Genomic DNA, 19197 nt, shown 5'->3' with positions numbered 1-19197 from the left:
CGGGCAGTTTGCGCCGAGGGGTGCCCTGGAGCTGGGCTGGCATAACCTGCCTGTCATGCCCAGTGGTTCGAAGCCGTCGCTGACGGAGCGTCGTAAGACCGAGACCCGTCTCGACATCGCCCGCACGGCGGCGTCGCTCTTCGCCGCGGACGGGCTGCGCGCCACCCGCGCCGAGGACATCGCCCGCGCCGCGGGCGTGGCCCCCCGCACCTTCTACCGCTACTTCGCGACCAAGGAAGAGGCGGTCGCCCCGCTGTTCACCGCGGGCGCGCAGCAGTGGGCGGAGGCGGTGCGCCGGGCCCCGGACGGCCTCTCGGTGCCGGTCGCGCTGCGGCACGCGGTCGCGCAGGCGCTGACCGCCGGGGACGCGGAGGCCGTGGAGTCCCTGGAGTGGGTGCGCTCGCTGCTGCGCATGTCGGCGGAGAGCCCCGCGCTGCGCGCGGTGTGGGCGGACGCGTGCCACGCCTCGGAACAGACGCTGCTCGCGGTACTCCTGGAGCGGACGGGCGAGAACGAACCGACCCTGGACCTGAGCCTCGCGGCGGCGGTCGCGAGCGTGGCGGTACGGGTCGCCGTCGAGGCCTGGGCGGCGGGGGAGGCGCCCGCGGCCGAGGGGGACGGCCCGGCGGACCTGGCGGCGCACTGCCTGGCGGCACTGGACTCGTTTCCCTGGCCGTAGGGCTGGGGCCGGGGCCAGAGCTAGGGCTAGGGCTAGGGCTGGGGCTAGGGCTAAAGCGGCTGGCGGTCGGCGACGGCTGTGGCTGTAGCTCTGCGGCCTGGGCTTCGCCACGCCCCCCGATGTCCGTTCATGCCCGTTCCCCGCCCGAAGGTGTTTACTTTGGCGCAATGCCGCCGTAGCCTGCCGGTGAAACAACACGCTCGGGCATCTGGCGGAGGCAAACGGACATGTACGCACCGGAGCGGCAGCAGGAGATCCTGCGGCTCGCGCGCGACGGCGGGCGGGTCGACGTGCTGTCGCTCGCCGAGGAGTTCCAGGTCACCGCGGAGACCATCCGCCGCGACCTGAAGGCCCTGGACCGCGCAGGCCTCGTGCGCCGCGTGCACGGCGGTGCCATACCCGCGGGCCGCCTCGACTTCGAGCCGGACCTCGCCGAGCGCGAGGGCACCGCCGCCGACGAGAAGGACCGCATCGCCCGCGCCGCCCTCGCCGAGCTGCCCGCCGAAGGCAGCGTCATCCTCGACGCCGGGTCGACCGTCGCGCGGCTCGCGGCGGCGCTCCCCCTGGAGTCGACGCTCACCGTCGTCACGCACGGCCTGCCCACCGCCGCCCGCCTCGCCGACCACCCCGGCATCCAGCTCCACCTCATCGGCGGCCGCGTCCGGCAGCGCACGCGCGCCGCCGTGGACGCCTGGGCCCTGCGCGCCTACGGAGAGATCCGCGCCGACGTCCTCTTCCTCGCCGCCAACGGCTTCTCCGCCGAGGCCGGACTCACCACGCCCGACCTCGCCGAGGCCGCCGTGAAGCGCGCGACCGTGGCCGCCGCCCGCCGGGTCGTCCTGCTCGCGGACTCCGCCAAGCACGGCCAGCAGCACTTCGCCCGCTTCGGCGACCTCACCGACGTGGATCTGCTGATCACCGACACCGGCCTCGACCCCGCCGACGCCGCCGCCATCGAGCGCGACGGCACGGAGGTCGTACGCGTATGAGTACGCGCACAGCCGCCGACCGCACCCCGGCGGCCGCCTCCGCCGCACGCACGAACAAGAAGGCCCCGGTACGCGCATGATCCTCACCGTCACCCCCAACCCCTCCCTCGACCGCACCTACGAGGTCCCGTCGCTCGACCGCGGCGAGGTCGTGCGGGCCACCGGCGACCGGATGGACCCGGGCGGCAAGGGCGTCAACGTCTCGCGTGCCGTCGCGGCGGCGGGCGTGCGGACCGTCGCCGTGCTGCCGCTCGGCGGCGCCCCGGGCGCACTGGTCGCACAGCTCCTCCACGAGCAGGGCATCGAGGCGGCCCCGGTCCCGGTGGCCGGACAGACCCGCTCCAACATCGCGGTCGCGGAGCCCGACGGCACGCTCACGAAGATCAACGCCCCGGGCCCCGAACTGTCGCGCGAGGAGCGGGAGGCGTTGCTCGCCACCGTCGGCGAACGTTCCGCGGGGGCCGACTGGATCGCCTGCTGCGGCAGCCTGCCGCGCGGCCTCGCCCCCTCCTGGTACGCCGACCTGGTGGCCCGCGCCCACGCCGCGGGCGCCCGTATCGCCCTGGACACCTCGGGCCCGGCCCTGCTCGCCGCCCTCGCCGAACGCCCCGACGTGGTCAAACCCAACGCCGAGGAGCTCTCCGAAGCCGTCGGCCGCCCCCTCACCACCGTCGGCGACGCGGTCAAGGCGGCGGAGGAGCTGCGGGGGATGGGAGCGCGTGCCGTGCTCGCCAGCCTCGGCGCCGACGGCCAGCTCCTGGTCGAGGAGTCGGGCACGTACTTCGCGAGCGCCCGCGTCGACGCCGTACGCAGCAACGTCGGCGCCGGGGACTCCTCCCTGGCCGGCTTCCTGATCGCCGGCGGTACGGGGGAACGTGCGCTCGCCTCGGCCGTGGCGCACGGGGCGGCGGCCGTCCAACTGCCGGGCAGCGTCATGCCCTCGCCCGCCGACCTGGCACCGGACGCGGTCACCGTGACGGCCGACGTCCCGCTGGATCGCGTACTCCTGGACCGCGTGCTCGTGGATCGCGTGCTCGTGGACCGCGTACCGACGGAACACACCCCGTGAACCCCCTCGCCCACACCCCTTTGGCCCCCGTCCCCCTCTCCCTCCCCTCTGTGGCCCTCGTCCCCCGCCGGGCGATACGCGCGCGAAGGAGCCCGCGATGACCGACATGATCACCGCGGATCTGGTCGATCTCGAACTCGACCTGTCCGCCGAAACCAAGGAAGCCGCCGCGCGTTCCCTCGCCGAGCGCATGGTGGCCCTCGGGCGCGTGACCGACCTGGACGGGTTCCTCGCCGACGTGGCGGCCCGTGAGGCGCAGATGCCGACCGGCCTGGACGGCGGCATCGGCATCCCGCACTGCCGCAGCGCCCACGTCACCGAGCCCACGCTGGCCTTCGGCCGCTCGGCGCGCGGCATCGACTTCGGCGCGCCGGACGGCCCGGCCGACCTGATCTTCCTGATCGCCGCCCCGGCCGGAGCGGACGACGCCCACCTGACGATCCTCTCCTCCCTGGCCAGGCAGTTGATGGACGCGGAGTTCACGGCGGCGCTGCGGGGCGCGGAGGACGCCGAGACAGCCGCTGCTCTGATCCGGGGTGACCGGCAGCCGCAGGACAGCGCACCCCCGGCCGCGGACAGCGCGCCGGAGGCCGACGCGCCCCCGGAGGGCGACGCGTCCCGGGAGGCGGACGCGTCCCGGGAGGCGGACGCGTCCCGGGAGGCCGACGGGGTTCCGGAGGAGCCGTTCCGGATCGTCGCCGTCACCTCCTGCCCCACGGGCATCGCCCACACCTACATGGCAGCGGAAGCCCTGGAGACCGCGGGCCGCGAGGCAGGCGTGGAGCTGACGGTGGAGACCCAGGGCTCGGCGGGCTTCACCCGCCTGGACCCGGCGGTCATCGCCGCCGCCGACGGCGTCATCTTCGCCCACGACGTCCCGGTGAGGGACAAGCCCCGCTTCGCCGGAAAGCCCACGGTCGACGTGGCCGTGAAGGCCGGCATCAACCGCCCCGCGGAACTCATCGCGGAGGTCAGGGAGAAGGCGGCCCGCGGCGAGCACACCGCCGAGGCGTCACCGACCCCCGTCGACAACGCCGGTGACAGTGACGACGGTTACGGCACCAAGCTCCGCAAGTGGCTGATGTCCGGCGTCAGCTACATGGTCCCCTTCGTCGCCGCCGGCGGCCTCCTCATCGCCCTCGGCTTCGCCATCGGCGGCTGGAAGATCGACAAGGCGCCGTCCGTCGCCGAGCACTTCGCCTGGGCCGACCACACCAGCTGGGCCGCGCTGCTGTTCCAGATCGGCGGCCTCGCCTTCGCCTTCCTGGTACCGGTCCTCGCCGGCTACATCGCGTACGGCATGGCCGACAGGCCCGGCCTCGTGCCCGGCTTCGTCGGCGGTTCGGTCGCCGTCACGATCGACGCGGGCTTCCTCGGCGGCCTCGCCGCCGGTCTGATCGCGGGCGCCGTGGTCATGGGCATCCAACGGGTACGCATCCCCACCGTGCTGCGCGGCATCATGCCCGTCGTGGTGATCCCGCTGATCTCATCGGCGGTGGTCGGCTTCCTGATGTTCCTCGTCGTGGGCAAGCCCATCGCGTCCCTCCAGAGCGCGCTGACCGACTGGCTGGAGGGCCTCTCCGGGGCCAACGCGGTCATCCTCGGCGTCATCCTCGGCCTGATGATGTGCTTCGACCTCGGCGGCCCGCTCAACAAGGTCGCCTACGCCTTCGCCGTCGGCGGCCTCGCCCACCCCACCGACGGCAGCCTGAAGGTCATGGCCGCCGCGATGGCCGCCGGCATGGTCCCGCCGCTCGCCATGGCGCTCGCCACGACCGTGCGCGGCAAGCTCTTCACCAAGACGGAACGGGAGAACGGCAAGGCGGCCTGGTTCCTCGGCGCCTCCTTCATCACCGAGGGCGCGATCCCCTTCGCGGCCGCCGACCCGCTGCGGGTGATCCCCGCGTCGATGGCGGGTGGCGCGGTCACCGGCGCCCTGTCCATGGCCTTCGGCTGCACCCTGCGCGCACCGCACGGCGGCGTCTTCGTGGTCCCGCTGATCGGCCGGCCGCTGCTGTACCTCGTGGCGATCGCCGCCGGTGTCTGCGTCTCCACGGCCGTGGTCGTGCTGCTCAAGGGCGCGCGGAAGACGACGCCCCCGGCGGCCGACGACACGACCGCCGCCGAGCCGGCCGACACCAAGCGGGTTCCGGCAGCGGCCTGACCGGGCTCGACAGCGGCCTGACCGGACCCGGTGGCGGCCCGACCGGACCTGGCGGCGGCTGGGCCGGGCCCGCTCCGGGCCGGTTCCCGGCGGTAGGGAAGTTTCCGATGATGGGGGAGTTGTGCGACATACGTCACTTCAGGACCTACGTCCCATAACCCCCCTGTCGTCATACCTGGACCCTGATGTCTACTGGGCCGCATGTTCCAGGATGTCTCGAACGTACAGCGCATCGGCGTCGCCCTGTTCGCCGTGGCGACCGCGGTCTGGACCGTCGGTCTGGTGCGGGTGATGCGCAGGGACCGCCCCGGCGCGGAGGTGCGGCGCCAGGCCGACCGGCTCCGCGCGCTGCCTGCCCAGCAGGGCCCGCCGCACGCGGAGGCGGTCCAGCTCACCGCCCACGAGCGCGCCGCCTTCGCCGGCCTGATCCGGCAGTTCGGCAACGGGCGTATGTAGGGGTGCGCGTGCGGCGGTACGTGACGTCAGGCGCCCCGGAGCGGCGCGGTCAGCCTCTGGCCGCGTCCTTGGCCCTGCGCTCCATCGCGGCGCGGGCCGCCCCCTCGGTCGCGTACACCTCGCACCGGTGGCGGCCGTCGGGGGTCAGGGTGTGCTCGACCTCCCACAGGCTGACCTCGGCGCCGTCGAAGAGCAGGAAGGCGTGCTCGTAGAGCGAGAGGCTCAGGCGCGCCTCGCCGGACAGCCGGGGACGGCCGAAGGTCTGCGTTATCTGGTGCGCGACCGCCGAACTCAGCAGGCGCGCGACATCCTCGCCCGGGCGGTCCCCCTCGGGGTTCTCCGCACGGCGCAGCAGCCGGCGCGCGTGGTCCGGGGAGTCATCGGGAGCGTACGCGTGCCGAGGCCTGGGGTCGACGGGGAGCTGTAGCACGACGGGCCTGCCGCAGGCGGGCGGGTCGGGCGGCAGCGGAAGCCGCGAGGTGGCGACGCCCGCGTCCTCCTCGTCGGCATAGATCTCGTGCGTCGGCTCACTGCCCGGCGCGGTGTTGTGGACGAGCTCCCAGAGGGTGAGCACGGACGCGTCGGCGAGCAGCCAGGTGTGTCTGTACGTCTCGCGGTGCAGCCCCGAGCTGTGGTGCGCGGAGTGCAGGGCGCTGTTGTGGGCGAGGGCGGAGTCGAGGCGACGGAGCACCTCGTCCGGTAAGTCGAAGGAGTTCAGGGCACGGCCGAGAAGCCGCTCGAGGTGTTCTTCCGGAGACTGGTCCTCCGGAGAGTGTGGCTCGGGCAACTCGGGTGGCTCGTACGCCGTTTCGTACGGAACGCTCAAGGTTTCTCCCGGCGTTGCTGCATGTCACCTAGTGGGTGCATACCGTAGCCCCTGGGTCGGACATCATGCCCGGGAACGGGAAAACGCGCGAGCCACGCGGGAAGTTCCCACGTGGCTCGCGTCGTCGAGGGGTGGCGCGGAGGCGGCGCTGTCGCGGCTCAGGGGTGGTGCGGCTCAGGGGTGGTGCGCGCCGGAGCCGCGTGCGTCGTGCGTGTGCACTGTGCGCCCTGCGCCGTGCGTCAGCTCGCGCTGCCCGCCGTCCACTCGCTCCAGTCCATGTTCCAGCCGTTGAGACCGTTGTCCGGGGCGATGGTCTTGTCGGGCGAGCCCTTGACCGTCACGACGTCACCGATCAGGGAGTTGCTGTAGAACCAGGCGCCCTGGGTGTTCGGGTCACCCGCGCCGCGCGCGTCCTGAAGGCCGACGCAGCCGTGGCTCGTGTTGGAGCTGCCGAAGATCGAGGGCGAGCCCCAGTAGTTGCCGTGGATGAAGGTGCCGGAGGACGACAGGCGCATGGCGTGCGGCACGTCCTTGATGTCGTACTCCCCGCCGAAGCCGACCGTCTCACCGTTCATACGGGTCTGGGTGAACTTCTCGGAGATCACCATCTTGCCGTTGTACGTGGGGTTCGCCGCGCTGCCCGCGGAGATCGGGATGGTCTTGATGACCTTGCCGTCCCGCTCGACCGTCATCTTCTTGGCGTTCACGTCGACCGTGGAGACCTGCGCGCGGCCGACGGTGAAGGAGACCGTCTTGTTCTGCACGCCGGTGATGCCGTTCGCGCCCTTCACGCCGTCCAGGTCGATCTTCATCGTGACCTTGGAACCGGCCTTCCAGTACTCCTCGGGCCGGAAGTCCAGGCGCTGGTTGCCGAACCAGTGGCCGACAATCTTCTGGCCGCTGCTCGACGTGACCGAGATGTGCGACTGGACGTCCTTCTTCTCCGTGATCGCCTTGTCGAAGTTGAAGGAGACCGGCATGCCCACACCGACCGTGGTGCCACCGTCGGGCGTGTAACTGCCGATGAAGCTGTTGGCCGTGGACACCGTGGTGAACGTCGCGTTCTCGGTCGCCGCGTTGCCCTTGGCGTCCTTGGCGTTCGCGGTGACCTTGTACTTGGTGCCGCGCTCCAGTTGAGCCTTGGGCTTCCAGGCGCTGCCGCCACCGGTGATGGCGCCCTCGACGGCCGCACCGGACGTCACCGCGGTCATCTTCACGCTCGTCAGCTTGCCGTTCTCGACCTTGACGCCGGTGGCGTTGATCGAGGCGTCGGTGGCGCCGTCCTTGGAGGAGATGGTGATGTCGGCGCCCTTGGCGGCCGAACTGCCGCCGTTCTTGTCGCCCTTGGCGTCCGCGTCTCCGCCGCAGGCCGTGAGGGTCAGCGCGCCCGCGGCGGCGAGCGCGGTGGCGGCCAGCAGGGCACGGCGCCGGGGGTTGACTATGACCGACCTTGTCACGGGCTGCTCCAAGTAGGTGTTCTGATCCAGTACGTGTGAAGAGCGCACGGCGGCCCGCGCGGTTCCGGCCACTTGGTGTGAGTGCGGGCACATTACGGAGGCGCGAGGACGCCCAATGCGTCAGGCACCGGGGGCACTTGCGGGATTCTGTGCCGCTATGCGCCCTTTCGGTGCACCCTTCGCACGTACGGGAGTTGCTACTTCACGTACAAGTCGCGGTACGCGGGAAACATTCCGCCCGGCGTCCTCACCGACTCCGCAGCCAGCATCGCCCGCACGATCGCCGCCGTGACCAGGTCCGCACCGGCGGCGAGGATGTCGTTCAGGGCGAGCGGACGGTCATCGGCCAAAGCGTGCTCGCCCGTCGCGAGCGCGAAGACCGTGTCGCCGTCGTTGAGGAGATGAACGGGCCGCACGGCGCGCGCCATGCCGTCGTGCGAGGTGCCCGCCAGCTTCTGCGCCTGCGCCTTGGTGAGCGCGGCATCGGTGGCGACCACGGCGAGCGTGGTGTTCAACGGCGGCTGGGTTTCGTTCCCCGCCTTGGCCTCGGTCAGGCGGCGCATGGCCTCCTGATGCACCTCGGGCGCGGGCCGGGGGTCCTCCCGCCCCTCCCCCTCCTCCCCCTCCCTCCCCTCGAAGTACCGCCCGTACAGCGCACCCGTCGCCGGGTCGAGCCCCGAACCCGCCGCGTTCGCCACGACCAGGGCCGCCACCGTGATCCCCGATTCCAGGCGCACGCTCCCGCTGCCCACCCCGCCCTTGACGCGGCCGACCACCGCGCCGGTGCCCGCGCCGACGTTGCCCTGCTCGACCGGGGCGAAGAGCTGGGACCGTGCCGCCGCCTCCACCGCGGCCCGGCCGGTCGCCGCGTCCGGGCGGGCCCCGAAGTCGCCGCCCCTGCCCAAGTCGAAGACGCAGGCGGCCGGGACGACTGGCACAACGTGGCAGGGCTTGGGCCCGACTCGCACCCCCCGGCCGCGCTCCTCGAGCCACGCCATCACGCCGGTCGCGGCGTCAAGTCCGTACGCGCTGCCGCCGGTGAGGACGACCGCCTCGACGCGCTGCACCAGGTTGCGCGGGTCGAGGGCGTCCGTCTCGCGGGTCCCGGGGCCGCCCCCGCGCACGTCCACGGCGGCGACCGCACCGCCCTCCGGCGCCAACACGACGGTGGTCCCCGTCAGTTGTCCGTCGCCGATGAGCGTTGCGTGCCCTACCCGCAGGCCGGCTATGTCGGTCAGGGAGTCAGAAGTCATACGCGGGTGCGTATCACGAGCGGCGGCCCCCGTGGGCCGTGAGCGTCGCTCCCTCGTCGGCCCGGGGTCAGGGACAGGCCCAGGGCCAGGGGCACGTGGCCGCGGTCGGGGAGATCTTCGCGGCACGGGGAGCCCGGGCCGTCCGAGGCGGCTTCGGAGCCCGCGTGAGCGCGTCGGTGCCGGACTCGGCCGACGTACCCTGGAGGCATGAGTACCGCCCCCGACCCCGAGCCGCGCGATCCGGAGGACCCGGCGAAACCGAAGCAGCCGGAGAAGCCGGAGAAGCCGGAAAAGTCCAAGAAGCCCGGGAAGCCCGCGACATCCGCGAAATCCGCGAAGCCCAGGAACGCTCTGGTCTTCGACGATCCGCTGTCGCAGCAGTCCTCGGACGACACGGACCGCGGGTGGGGCGAGCGGCCGTCGGCCGGCGGCGACAGCGCCGCCGATCTGGCGCGGTTCCTCGACGAGAAGCCGCCCCACCACATCTGAGCCCGCGCTACGGCAGACCGGGCCGCCCGTCGGGCCGCTCGCCGGAGGGACCATCGGGGCCCGACGCGCGCTGAGCCACCAGGGCGTCGCGGATCTCCTTGAGGACCTCCAGCTCGGTGACCTCCATGACCTCCTTCGTGCCCTCCTTCTCGGCCCTCCTCGCGGCCACCCGGGCGAGGTACTTGGCCATGGGGAGCACCATCAGGAAGTACACGACAGCGGCGGTGATCACGAAGCTGAGGACCGCGCTGAGCACGGAACCCCACATGATCGGGATGCCGTCGGTGACCTCGCCCGCCGCGTTCGTCTCGCAGGGTGACTTCAAGCACGAGCGGTAGTGGTCGAGGTCCTTCGTCCCGAAGGCGCCGACGAGCGGGTTGATGACACCCTTGACCACCGAGTTCACGATGTTGGTGAACGCGGCGCCGATGACCACCGCGACCGCCAGGTCGACCACATTGCCGCGCATCAGGAAGGCCTTGAAGCCATCCCAGATGCCCGGTTCCTTCTTCTCGCTCACCACGGGGCCTTTCGTTGCGTGTGCAGGTTGCGGAACAGCCAAATCCGCAACCTACGTCAGCACGCCGTCGCCCTGTCCAATGCGCTCTCACGGACGAGCGACGCGACCGGGTGCCAGTGCGACCAGGGGCGGCAGTGCGACCGAGGGTGGCAGGGAGACCGTGACCGGTGGCCCTCATCGCAGGGTCACCGCCAGACGGGCGCTCGCCCCGGCGCCGGCCAGCCGTGCGGCGGTGTCGCGGGGCACGGACAGAACCACCAACGCGCCGGTTTCCGCCGCGGCGTCGCCCCGCTCCGGCACCTCCGTCACGCGCGCCCCGGCGGCCACCACTCGCGGCTTCGCGCCTCCCGAGGGTGATTCGACGGCGGCGATGACATCGACGCGGTCGCCGGGGCGCAGCAGCCGCACGGCCTCGGCGTCCGCGATCCGCACAGGTGCCGTCACCCTCTCCGAGGCACCCCGGGGCGGCTCGGGCGAGGAGGCGACCGCCGCGGTCCTGTCCGGCGTCCTGTCCGCTTCCGGCGGACCCGTGGCCGCCAGGGCGGCGGCGGTCATCGCGAGCCCTGCGGCCATGGCCGACCGGCGGTGCCGCAGCAGCCGGCGCAGCCGTGGATGGCCTCCCCGCACCCGTACGGGCGGGAAGAGGGGAACCGGGATGCCCTCCGTGAGCCGACTCGGAGAGGGGGCATGGGCCTGAGGGGAAACGCGGGTCACGACAACCACCGCCTGGGGTGCGAGGAGGACGAGCTGGACTTGCGCTCCCACGATCCACGCCCGAGCCGATCCCCGCTGAGGCCCGTGTACTACTCCCCGGTTGTGGACAACCCCGTCACCGGAAGGTGCAATTCCTCCCGACCCGACCAGCCACAGGCGCCCCCGGACCGGCCACACGCGCCCCCGGACCGGCCACACCCACCGCGAGCGGTCACGCCCGACGGCCACCCACCACGACCGGCCGCACAGTGCCGTGCCCGGACACGACGATGACCCCGCCGTCGGTGAACGGCGGGGTCACGAAGAAAAACCTGGCGAAGCCGGAAACGCGAATCCGGGAGCGCGAAGCCGGAAGCCGGAGCCTCCGAGGAGCTCCTACGCGGCCGAGCTGGACGCCGACGAGGAGCCGGACGTCGAGGAGCCGGCGGACGACTTCGAGTCCGAGGAGGACGACGAGCCGGAGGACGACGAGGTCGACGGCTTCGCGTCGGAGGACGTCTTCGTGGCCGTCGACGGCGTGCTGCTCGACGAGGAGCCTCGGCTGTCGTTGCGGTAGAAGCCGGAGCCCTTGAAGACGATGCCGACCGCCGAGAACACCTTCTTGAGGCGTCCGTCGCAGTTCGGGCATACGGTCAGGGCGTCATCGGTGAACTTCTGCACCGCCTCGAGCCCCTCGCCGCACTCGGTGCACTGGTACTGGTACGTCGGCACTTGCTTCCTCCTGGCACTCTCACTCGATGAGTGCTAACGACGGTCCATAGTGACGTATTCCGAGAGATCAGTCCACCGTGACCGGCACGCGGTGACCCACGCCACGCGTGACCGTGCGTCCCGGGGCCGGGGGGACGAGCCGCGAGCGGAGCGTCACGAGGACCGCGAGGGCCAGTGCCGTGCCGCCGAGCGGGACCAGGAATCCGGCCCCGTCCCAGAGGCGGTCCTCGAGCTGGCCCGAGACCGTGACGGCCGCCGCCTGGCCGAGGGCGACCGCGCCGGTCAGCCAGGTGAAGGCCTCCGTGCGGCCGGTCGGCGCGACCAGCTTGTCGACCAGGGTGTAGCCGGTGATCAGGGCGGGCGCGATGCAGACGCCGACCAGGAGGCCGAGCCCGGCGAGGAGCAGTGTGGACTGCGCGGCCCAGAGCCCGGAGGCCATCAGGGTCAGCGCGGTGTACCCGACGAGGAGACGGCGCTGCGGGGAGATCTTCCAGGCGATGGCGCCGCAGACGACGCCGGAGAGCATGTTGCCCGCCGCGAACGTGCCGTACAGGACGCCGTTGAGGCCGGGCTCGCCGATGGACTCGGAGAAGGCGGCGAGCGATACCTGCATGCCGCCGAAGACGGCGCCGATGCCGAGGAAGGTGGCGATGAGGACCCGCACACCGGGGATCCGCAGCGCGGAAACGTGCTCCACGCGCGCGTGGGCGTCGTCGTGCGCGGACGGCTTCGGCTGGGTGCTCTTCTGGGCGGCGAAGAGGAGTCCGCCGATCAGGGTGAGCCCGGCCTCGGTGAACAGGCCCGCGGAGGGTGTGATGCCGGTGCACAGCGCGGTCGCGAGGAGCGGGCCGAGGACGAAGGTCAGCTCGTCGGTGACGGACTCGAAGGCCGCCGCGGTGGTCGCGAGGGGGGAGTCCTGGAGCTTGACGCCCCAGCGGGCCCGCACCATGGGGCCGATCTGCGGCGTCGAGGCGCCCGCGGGCACGCCGGCCACGAAGAGCGCCCACAGGGGGGCGCCGGAGAGCGCGAGGACCGTCAGCGTGATGACGGACGCGGAGTGCACGAGGACGCCGGGCACCAGGACGGCGCGCTGGCCGAACCGGTCGGCGAGTTTGCCGCTGAAGGGGGCGAACAGCGCCATGGAGACGCCGGTGACCGCCGAGACGGCGCCCGCGGCACCGTACGAGCCGGTGGTGTGCTGCACCAGCAGGACGATGGAGATGGTCAGCATCGCGAACGGCTGGCGCGCGGCGAAGCCGGGCAGCAGGAACGTCCACGCGCGCGGGGTGCGCAGAAGCTGTCCGTAACCCGGGCGGGATTCGGTGACCGTGGATGCCACGGCCGTGCCTTTCTGCCGCCTGGTAGCGCGCCCGTGCGGGGGCGCCGAGAGCTGTCCTCTTGCGCGGAACTGCGGTAGATGCCGGGCCCAACTGAGGGGGCTGCACGGCCGCCATACGGTCGCGCCAGCTCTGCTTCAGGCAGAGTTGGTTCGATCAGGTGCCTTTATCGTACAGGCAAGGGCCTCATCAGCCCCTGTGATCACAGTGGATGAGACCCTCGCCACCTACGATTGGTGTGTTTCTCCGTCGGTTCCCAGCCAACTGGCCAGCTTGCCGCCGCGGCTGATCGCGCGCAGCCGCTTCTCGGCCGCGTCACGCACCGGGTCCGTCGCCACCACGAGGAGTTCGTCGTCCCGCCGCAGCACGGTCGTCGGCAGCGGCACGAACGATTCGCCGTCGCGCACCACCAGGGTGACCGCGGACCCGGCGGGCAGCCGCAGCTCGCCGACCTCGACGCCGTGTATGCGGGAGTCCTTGGGGATCTCCACGGAGAGCAGATGGCCGCGCAGCCGCTCCAGGGGCGCCGATTCGATGCCGAGGTCGGCCGCCTCCGAGCCGCCGCCGATCCGCAGCGTCCTGGCCAGCCAGGGCAGCGTGGGGCCCTGGACGAGGGTGTAGACGACGACCAGTACGAAGACGATGTTGAAGATCCGCTGGCTGTCCTGGACGCCGCTCACCATCGGGATCGTCGCCAGGATGATGGGCACCGCGCCGCGCAGCCCCGCCCAGGACAGCAGTGCCTTCTCCTGCCAGGGCAGCCGGAACGGCAGCATGCCGAGCACGACCCCCAGGGGCCGTGCCACCACGGTGAGGACCAGGCCGATGAGGACCGCGTGCCAGGTGTCGTCGAAGAGGTCGTGCGGGGTGACCAGGAGGCCGAGCAGGACGAACATGCCGATCTGGGCGAGCCAGCCGAGCCCTTCGGCGAAGCCGCGGGTGGCGGGCCAGTGGGGCAGTCTGGCGTTCCCGAGGACCACTGAGGCGAGGTAGACCGCGAGGAAGCCGCTGCCGTGCGCCATGGCGCCCGCGGCGTAGGCGGTGACCGCGATGGCCATGACGGCGATGGGGTAGAGGCCGGAGGCGGGCAGCGCCACATGGCGCAGGCCGAAGGCGCCGAGCCAGCCGACCGCGATGCCGAGGGCGGCGCCGATCGCCAGCTCCAGGGCGATCTCACCGAGCAGTACGTACCACTGGTCCACCGGCCCCGCGGTGGAGAACGCCACCACAAGGATCACGACAGGGGCGTCGTTGAACCCGGACTCCGCTTCGAGGACGCCGGTGATCCGGGAGGGGAGCGGCACCTTCCGCAGCACCGAGAAGACGGCGGCGGCGTCCGTGGAGGAGACCACCGCGCCGATGATCAGCGCCTGCCGCCATTCCAGGCCCACCAGGTAGTGCGCGCCGGCCGCTGTGACGCCGACGCTCACCGCGACGCCGACGGTCGAGAGCACGGCGGCGGCCGGCAGGGCGGGCTTGACCTCTTTCCACTTCGTTCCGAGGCCGCCCTCGGCGAGGATCACGACCAGGGCGGCGTAGCCGATGACCTGCGTCAGCTCGGCGTTGTCGAAGTGGACGTCGCCGATGCCGTCCTGGCCCATGGCCACGCCGATGCCGAGGTACAGCAGCAGGCTTGGGAGCCCGCTGCGCGACGAGATGCGGACCGCCGCCACCGCGACGAGCAGAACGAGCGAGCAGACGAGCAGGAGCTGGTTGAGGTGGTGGACAGTCAGGGGCCGTTCCTTCCTCCGTGCGCGCACAAGTAGTTCGTGCGAGCCAAGTACTTCGTTACCTTACCTAATTGTTAACGCTTTCTTGATGCCTTCGAACGCATTTACGATCTTCAGGCGTCCGGTTCCTGACTCCGCGTCCGGGGGCGCAACCCCCTGCGCCTATGGTTGCTCCAGCGCTCCCAGAGCCGCCCAGTCGACAGCACAGCCCGCCCTGCCGCTCGCGTAAGGACAGCAAGGACAGCGATGCCCTCCAACACCAACGCCTCTTCCGGCCATAAGTCCGGCAAGAAGAAGGGGCGCCGAGCCCGACTCGTCGTGATCGTCCTGGTCCTGGCCATCGTCGGAGGCATCGGCTTCGGCGCGTACTGGAGCGTCAGCACCGTGCGCGCCTCCTTCCCGCAGACCAAGGGATCGATCAAGCTCGACGGCCTTGCCGCCAACGTCGAGGTGAAGCGCGACGGGAACGGAATCCCGCAGATCTACGCCGATTCCGACGCCGACCTCTTCATGGCCCAGGGCTATGTCCAGGCGCAGGACCGCTTCTGGGAGATGGACGTACGTCGCCATATGACCTCCGGGCGGCTCTCCGAGATGTTCGGCAAGAGTCAGGTCAAGAACGATGAGTTCCTGCGCACGCTCGGCTGGCACCGGGTGGCGAAGAAGGAGTACGACTCCAAGCTCTCCCCGCAGACGAAGAAGTACCTCCAGGCCTACGCCAAGGGAGTCAACGCCTACCTCGACGGCAAGGACGGCAAGGACATCTCCGTCGAGTACGCGGCGCTGGGCTTCGAGAACGACTACGCGCCGCAGAAGTGGACGCCCGTCGACTCCGTGGCCTGGCTCAAGGCCATGGCCTGGGACCTGCGCGGCAACATGCAGGACGAGATCGACCGCTCCCTGATGACGAGCCGCCTCGGCCCCTCGCAGATCAAGGACCTGTACCCGGAGTACCCGTACAAGCGGAACAAGCCCGTCGTCCGCGAGGGCGCCTACGACGGCGTCACCGAGAAGTACGACGCCAAGGGCACCGCCACCGAAACCGGTACTGGTACCGGCACTGGCACTGGTACCGGAACTGGTACCGGCACGGGTACGGGCACCCAGACCGGCGCCGGCACCGGCATCGGCACCCAGACCGGCACGAGCGGCGCTGCGGGCTCCGGGCTCGCCGGAGGCGGTCAGGCGCCCGACGGGATGCAGTCGCAGCTCTCGGGGCTCTCCGACGCCCTGGACGGGGTCCCCGCGGTCCTCGGCCCCAACGGCAACGGCATCGGCTCGAACTCCTGGGTCGTCTCCGGCGACCACACGATCACCGGCAAGCCGCTCCTGGCCAACGATCCGCACCTGGCGCCGCAGCTGCCCTCCGTCTGGTACCAGATGGGCCTGCACTGCCGTTCGGTGTCGGACAAGTGCCAGTACGACGCCTCCGGCTACACCTTTTCCGGCATGCCGGGCGTGGTCATCGGCCACAACAACGACATCGCCTGGGGCATGACGAACCTCGGCGCCGACGTCACGGACCTGTACCTGGAGAAGTTCACCGGGGACGGCTACCAGTACGACGGCAAGGTGCTGCCCTTCACCTCGCGCGAGGAGACCATCAAGGTCGCGGGCGGCAAGGAAAAGAAGATCACGGTCCGCGAGACCAACAACGGCCCGCTCATCTCCGACCGCGACGACGAGCTGGTCAAGGTCGGCAAGAAGGCAGGCGTCGACACCGCCGCGCCCGACCGGGGCGACGGCTACGGAGTGGCGCTGCGCTGGACCGCGCTGGCCCCGGGCAACTCCATGGACGCCGTCTTCGAGCTCAACAGGGCGAAGAACTTCACCGAATTCCGCAAGGCGGCCGCTTCCTTCGAGGTGCCTTCGCAGAACCTGATCTACGCCGACACCAAGGGCAACATCGGCTACCAGGCGCCCGGCAAGATCCCCACCCGCGGCAAGGGCGACGGCTCGCTCCCCGCGCCCGGCTGGGACCCCGACTACCGCTGGGACGGCTACATCCCGCAGGACGCGCTGCCCTACGAGTACAACCCGAAGCGCGGCTACATCGTCACCGCCAACCAGGCCGTCATCGACGACAGCGACGAGGCGAAGTACCCGTACAAGCTCACCTCGGACTGGGGCTACGGAGCGCGCAGCCAGCGGATCGACGACCTCATCCAGTCGAAGATCAAGAACGGCGGCAAGATCTCCACCGAGGACATGCGCCTCATGCAGACGGACAACAGCAGCGAGATCGCCAAGCTGCTCGTGCCCAAGCTGCTGAAGATCGACATCAAGGACAAGTACGTCCGCGAGGCGCAGAAGCTCCTGGAGGGCTGGGACTACACCCAGGACGCCGATTCGGCGGCCGCCGCGTACTTCAACTCGGTCTGGCGCAACATCCTCAAGCTGGCCATCGGCAACAAGCTCCCCAAGGAGCTGCGCGTCAAGGGCCAGTGCCTGAACGTCGAACCGGCCGGCAACACCCGCCCCGCCGACGAGGGCAAGCGGGTGCGCGAGTGCGGTGAGCGCGACGCCGACTCGGCCCAGCCGGACGGCGGCGACCGCTACTACGAGGTGATCCGCAAGATCATCGACGACGAGACCAACGACTGGTGGAAGACGCCGGCGACCCGCACCGACGCGGAGACCAAGAACCGCGACCAGCTGTTCGAGCGGGCCCTCGGGGACGCGCGCTGGGACCTGACGGCCAAGCTCGGCAAGGACGTCGACACCTGGAGCTGGGGCCGTCTGCACCGCCTCACGCTGAAGAACCAGACGCTCGGCACCGAAGGCCCCGGCTGGCTGCAGTTCGTGCTCAACCGCGGCCCGTGGAACCTCGGCGGCGGCGAGGCGGCCGTCAACGCCACCGGCTGGAACGCGGCGGGCGGCTACGGCGTCGTCTGGGTGCCCTCGATGCGCATGGTGGTGAACCTCAAGGACCTCGACAAGTCCAAGTGGATCAACCTCACCGGCGCCTCGGGACACGCGTACAACGCGCACTACACCGACCAGACCGACAAGTGGGCCAAGGGCGAGCTGCTGCCGTGGGCCCACTCCGAGAAGGCCGTCGAGAAGGGCACGAGCGACAAGCTGGTGCTCCGCCCCTGACCGGGCACGCCGAGCGGTGAAGCACCGCACCTGCCGAGAGGGCCCTCCACGCGCGCGTGGAGGGCCCTCTCGGGTATCCGGGGGTCACCGGAAGCGGCGTACCCCCGAAGGCGTCACCGCGGCGTGCACGGGCCGGTCGTGCGTCTCGCCGGGGATGTGCGCGACGACCTCGGAGTCGTACAGGAGCACCACGAGGGCCGGATCGGTGGCCGCGCGCTCCAGGCGGGTCAGGACACGGTCGTACGAGCCGCCGCCGCGCCCGAGCCGGGTGCCGCCCGTGTCCACCGCGAGGCCGGGCAGCAGCACCGCGTCCGCCTCCAGGACGGCGTCGGGGCCGAGCCGCTTCCCGGCGGGCTCCAACAGCGGCATCTTGCCCTGGTGTTCCACGGCGACCAGGGAGTCCTCGCCGTCGTAGACGGCCCAGTCCAGGTCGTTGTCCGCGAGGAGCACCGGCAGCAGTACGCGCGTCCCGCGCGCGTGCAGGGCGTCGAGCAGTACGCGCGTGCCGGGCTCGCTGCCCACGGACACGTAGGCCGCGACCGTCCCCGCCGTGGCGAGCTCGGGGAGCTCCAGCGCGTGCCCGGCGAGAACCGCGGCCGCCTTCCGCACGTCATCCTCAGTCAACCCGCGTCTCACCGCGAGGAAGTCCCCGCGCAACCCGCGCTTGGTTGGCTGGCCGCCGGTATCGGTTCCATTCATGGGGAATTCACAAACCCTTCTCAGTGGACGCATATGCCAATCAAGTATCTGGAACCACAGATTCCGCACATACTGACCGGATATGGTGGCGACATGACTGAGTCTCACCCCCCTCGCGCCAGGATCACCAAGGCGGTCATCCCGGCGGCCGGCCTCGGCACGCGCTTTCTGCCCGCCACCAAGGCGACTCCCAAGGAGATGCTGCCGGTCGTCGACAAGCCGGCGATCCAGTACGTGGTCGAGGAGGCGGTCTCCGCGGGCCTCGATGACGTCCTCATGATCACGGGCCGCAACAAGCGCCCCCTGGAGGACCACTTCGACCGCAACTACGAACTGGAATCCGCCCTCCTGAAGAAGGGCGACGAGGACCGGCTGGCCAGGGTCCAGGAGTCCAGCGACCTCGCGACCATGCACTACGTACGCCAGGGTGACCCCAAGGGGCTCGGTCACGCCGTCCTGTGCGCCGCACCGCACGTCGGCCACGAACCGTTCGCCGTCCTCCTCGGCGACGACCTCATCGACCCGCGCGACCCCCTCCTCGCCCGCATGGTCGAGATCCAGGAGCGGCACGGCGGCAGCGTCATCGCCCTCATGGAGGTCTCCCCGGAGCAGATCCACCTCTACGGCTGCGCCGCCGTCGAGGCCACCGAGGACGACGACGTCGTCAAGGTCACCGACCTGGTCGAGAAGCCCGACGCCGCCGACGCCCCCAGCAACTACGCGATCATCGGGCGCTATGTCCTGGACCCCCACGTCTTCGGCGTCCTGCGCGACACCGAGCCCGGCCGCGGCGGCGAGATCCAGCTCACCGACGCCCTCCAGCAGCTCGCCGCGGACGAGAAGGTGGGCGGTCCCGTGCACGGCGTGGTCTTCCAGGGCCGCCGCTACGACACCGGTGACCGGGGCGACTATCTGCGTGCCATTGTCAGACTCGCGTGCGAACGTGAAGATCTGGGGCCGGACTTCAAGGCCTGGCTTCGCAGTTACGTCACCGAGGAGATGTAG

17 protein-coding genes are annotated in these 19197 nt (G+C 71.1%); 8 read left to right on the top strand and 9 right to left on the bottom strand.

Annotated features, from left to right (window positions below):
• Positions 1-55 precede the first annotated feature (55 nt).
• The 5 genes from ACZ6JY_RS13680 (at position 56) to ACZ6JY_RS13660 (ending at position 5357) form a co-directional block, all read left to right on the top strand.
• Complete coding sequence (locus ACZ6JY_RS13680; protein ID WP_469195516.1) at positions 56-679, top strand: TetR family transcriptional regulator; 624 nt, start codon at positions 56-58, stop codon at positions 677-679.
• A gap of 227 nt (positions 680-906) precedes the next feature.
• Complete coding sequence (locus ACZ6JY_RS13675) at positions 907-1668, top strand: DeoR/GlpR family DNA-binding transcription regulator (protein WP_469195514.1); 762 nt, start codon at positions 907-909, stop codon at positions 1666-1668.
• A gap of 76 nt (positions 1669-1744) precedes the next feature.
• Positions 1745-2737: a 1-phosphofructokinase gene (pfkB, locus tag ACZ6JY_RS13670; protein WP_469195512.1), complete on the top strand. Its 993-nt coding sequence runs from the start codon at positions 1745-1747 to the stop codon at positions 2735-2737.
• A gap of 97 nt (positions 2738-2834) precedes the next feature.
• Complete coding sequence (locus ACZ6JY_RS13665) at positions 2835-4901, top strand: PTS fructose transporter subunit IIABC (RefSeq protein ID WP_469195510.1); 2067 nt, start codon at positions 2835-2837, stop codon at positions 4899-4901.
• Between the two features lie 201 nt (positions 4902-5102).
• Positions 5103-5357, top strand: coding sequence for a hypothetical protein (locus ACZ6JY_RS13660; RefSeq protein ID WP_469195508.1), 255 nt, complete (start codon positions 5103-5105; stop codon positions 5355-5357).
• Between the two features lie 49 nt (positions 5358-5406).
• Here the strand turns inward: ACZ6JY_RS13660 and ACZ6JY_RS13655 are convergent, their stop codons facing one another.
• The 3 genes from ACZ6JY_RS13655 to ACZ6JY_RS13645 form a co-directional block, all read right to left on the bottom strand.
• Complete coding sequence (locus tag ACZ6JY_RS13655) at positions 5407-6183, bottom strand: DUF6227 family protein (RefSeq protein ID WP_469195506.1); 777 nt, start codon at positions 6181-6183, stop codon at positions 5407-5409.
• Between the two features lie 239 nt (positions 6184-6422).
• Entirely contained in the window at positions 6423-7733 is a 1311-nt protein-coding gene (locus ACZ6JY_RS13650) for a L,D-transpeptidase (RefSeq protein ID WP_469195504.1), read from the bottom strand.
• A gap of 104 nt (positions 7734-7837) precedes the next feature.
• Positions 7838-8893, bottom strand: a complete 1056-nt coding sequence (locus ACZ6JY_RS13645; protein ID WP_469195502.1) for a P1 family peptidase — start codon at positions 8891-8893, stop codon at positions 7838-7840.
• A 207-nt stretch (positions 8894-9100) separates the two neighbouring features.
• Between ACZ6JY_RS13645 and ACZ6JY_RS13640 the strand changes: the two genes are divergently transcribed.
• Complete coding sequence (locus ACZ6JY_RS13640; protein WP_469195501.1) at positions 9101-9382, top strand: hypothetical protein; 282 nt, start codon at positions 9101-9103, stop codon at positions 9380-9382.
• A gap of 7 nt (positions 9383-9389) precedes the next feature.
• Here ACZ6JY_RS13640 and mscL read toward each other — a convergent pair whose 3' ends face one another.
• From mscL to ACZ6JY_RS13615, 5 genes are all read right to left on the bottom strand, one after another.
• Entirely contained in the window at positions 9390-9905 is a 516-nt protein-coding gene (gene mscL / locus ACZ6JY_RS13635) for a large conductance mechanosensitive channel protein MscL (protein ID WP_469195499.1), read from the bottom strand.
• Between the two features lie 171 nt (positions 9906-10076).
• Positions 10077-10625: a hypothetical protein gene (locus ACZ6JY_RS13630; RefSeq protein ID WP_469196134.1), complete on the bottom strand. Its 549-nt coding sequence runs from the start codon at positions 10623-10625 to the stop codon at positions 10077-10079.
• A 366-nt stretch (positions 10626-10991) separates the two neighbouring features.
• The gene (locus ACZ6JY_RS13625) at positions 10992-11327 is read right to left on the bottom strand and encodes an FmdB family zinc ribbon protein (RefSeq protein WP_469195497.1); all 336 of its coding nucleotides are present in this window, start codon (positions 11325-11327) and stop codon (positions 10992-10994) included.
• 67 nt (positions 11328-11394) lie between these two features.
• A complete protein-coding gene (locus tag ACZ6JY_RS13620; protein ID WP_469195495.1) occupies positions 11395-12666 on the bottom strand; it encodes an MFS transporter in 1272 nt (423 codons plus the stop codon).
• A 225-nt stretch (positions 12667-12891) separates the two neighbouring features.
• Positions 12892-14424, bottom strand: coding sequence for a potassium/proton antiporter (locus tag ACZ6JY_RS13615; protein WP_469195493.1), 1533 nt, complete (start codon positions 14422-14424; stop codon positions 12892-12894).
• A gap of 216 nt (positions 14425-14640) precedes the next feature.
• Between ACZ6JY_RS13615 and ACZ6JY_RS13610 the strand changes: the two genes are divergently transcribed.
• Positions 14641-17493 carry a penicillin acylase family protein gene (locus ACZ6JY_RS13610; RefSeq protein WP_469195491.1) on the top strand — a complete coding sequence of 951 codons (2853 nt, stop codon included), beginning with the start codon at positions 14641-14643 and terminating at the stop codon, positions 17491-17493.
• 84 nt (positions 17494-17577) lie between these two features.
• On the opposite strand, the gene ACZ6JY_RS13605 is transcribed toward ACZ6JY_RS13610, so the two are convergent.
• On the bottom strand, positions 17578-18192 hold the full coding sequence (locus ACZ6JY_RS13605) for a 5-formyltetrahydrofolate cyclo-ligase (protein ID WP_469195489.1): 615 nt from the start codon (positions 18190-18192) through the stop codon (positions 17578-17580).
• 93 nt (positions 18193-18285) lie between these two features.
• Between ACZ6JY_RS13605 and galU the strand changes: the two genes are divergently transcribed.
• Positions 18286-19197 carry a UTP--glucose-1-phosphate uridylyltransferase GalU gene (gene galU, locus ACZ6JY_RS13600; RefSeq protein WP_469195487.1) on the top strand — a complete coding sequence of 304 codons (912 nt, stop codon included), beginning with the start codon at positions 18286-18288 and terminating at the stop codon, positions 19195-19197.

Source organism: Streptomyces sp. NPDC046335 (assembly GCF_055587985.1).
Note: the sequence above shows the minus strand (reverse complement) of the source record. Positions and strands in the feature narration are given on the sequence as shown.

What these genes read in the sequence shown, in the direction of transcription:
- ACZ6JY_RS13645 (WP_469195502.1), bottom strand. Translation starts at nt 8,893, where the DNA reads ATGACTTCTGACTCCCTGACCGACATAGCCGGCCTGCGGGTAGGGCAC.
- ACZ6JY_RS13680 (WP_469195516.1), top strand. Translation starts at nt 56, where the DNA reads ATGCCCAGTGGTTCGAAGCCGTCGCTGACGGAGCGTCGTAAGACCGAG.
- ACZ6JY_RS13665 (WP_469195510.1), top strand. Translation starts at nt 2,835, where the DNA reads ATGACCGACATGATCACCGCGGATCTGGTCGATCTCGAACTCGACCTG.
- pfkB (WP_469195512.1), top strand. Translation starts at nt 1,745, where the DNA reads ATGATCCTCACCGTCACCCCCAACCCCTCCCTCGACCGCACCTACGAG.
- ACZ6JY_RS13605 (WP_469195489.1), bottom strand. Translation starts at nt 18,192, where the DNA reads ATGAATGGAACCGATACCGGCGGCCAGCCAACCAAGCGCGGGTTGCGC.
- ACZ6JY_RS13660 (WP_469195508.1), top strand. Translation starts at nt 5,103, where the DNA reads ATGTTCCAGGATGTCTCGAACGTACAGCGCATCGGCGTCGCCCTGTTC.
- ACZ6JY_RS13650 (WP_469195504.1), bottom strand. Translation starts at nt 7,733, where the DNA reads ATGTGCCCGCACTCACACCAAGTGGCCGGAACCGCGCGGGCCGCCGTG.
- ACZ6JY_RS13675 (WP_469195514.1), top strand. Translation starts at nt 907, where the DNA reads ATGTACGCACCGGAGCGGCAGCAGGAGATCCTGCGGCTCGCGCGCGAC.
- ACZ6JY_RS13610 (WP_469195491.1), top strand. Translation starts at nt 14,641, where the DNA reads ATGCCCTCCAACACCAACGCCTCTTCCGGCCATAAGTCCGGCAAGAAG.
- ACZ6JY_RS13640 (WP_469195501.1), top strand. Translation starts at nt 9,101, where the DNA reads ATGAGTACCGCCCCCGACCCCGAGCCGCGCGATCCGGAGGACCCGGCG.
- galU (WP_469195487.1), top strand. Translation starts at nt 18,286, where the DNA reads ATGACTGAGTCTCACCCCCCTCGCGCCAGGATCACCAAGGCGGTCATC.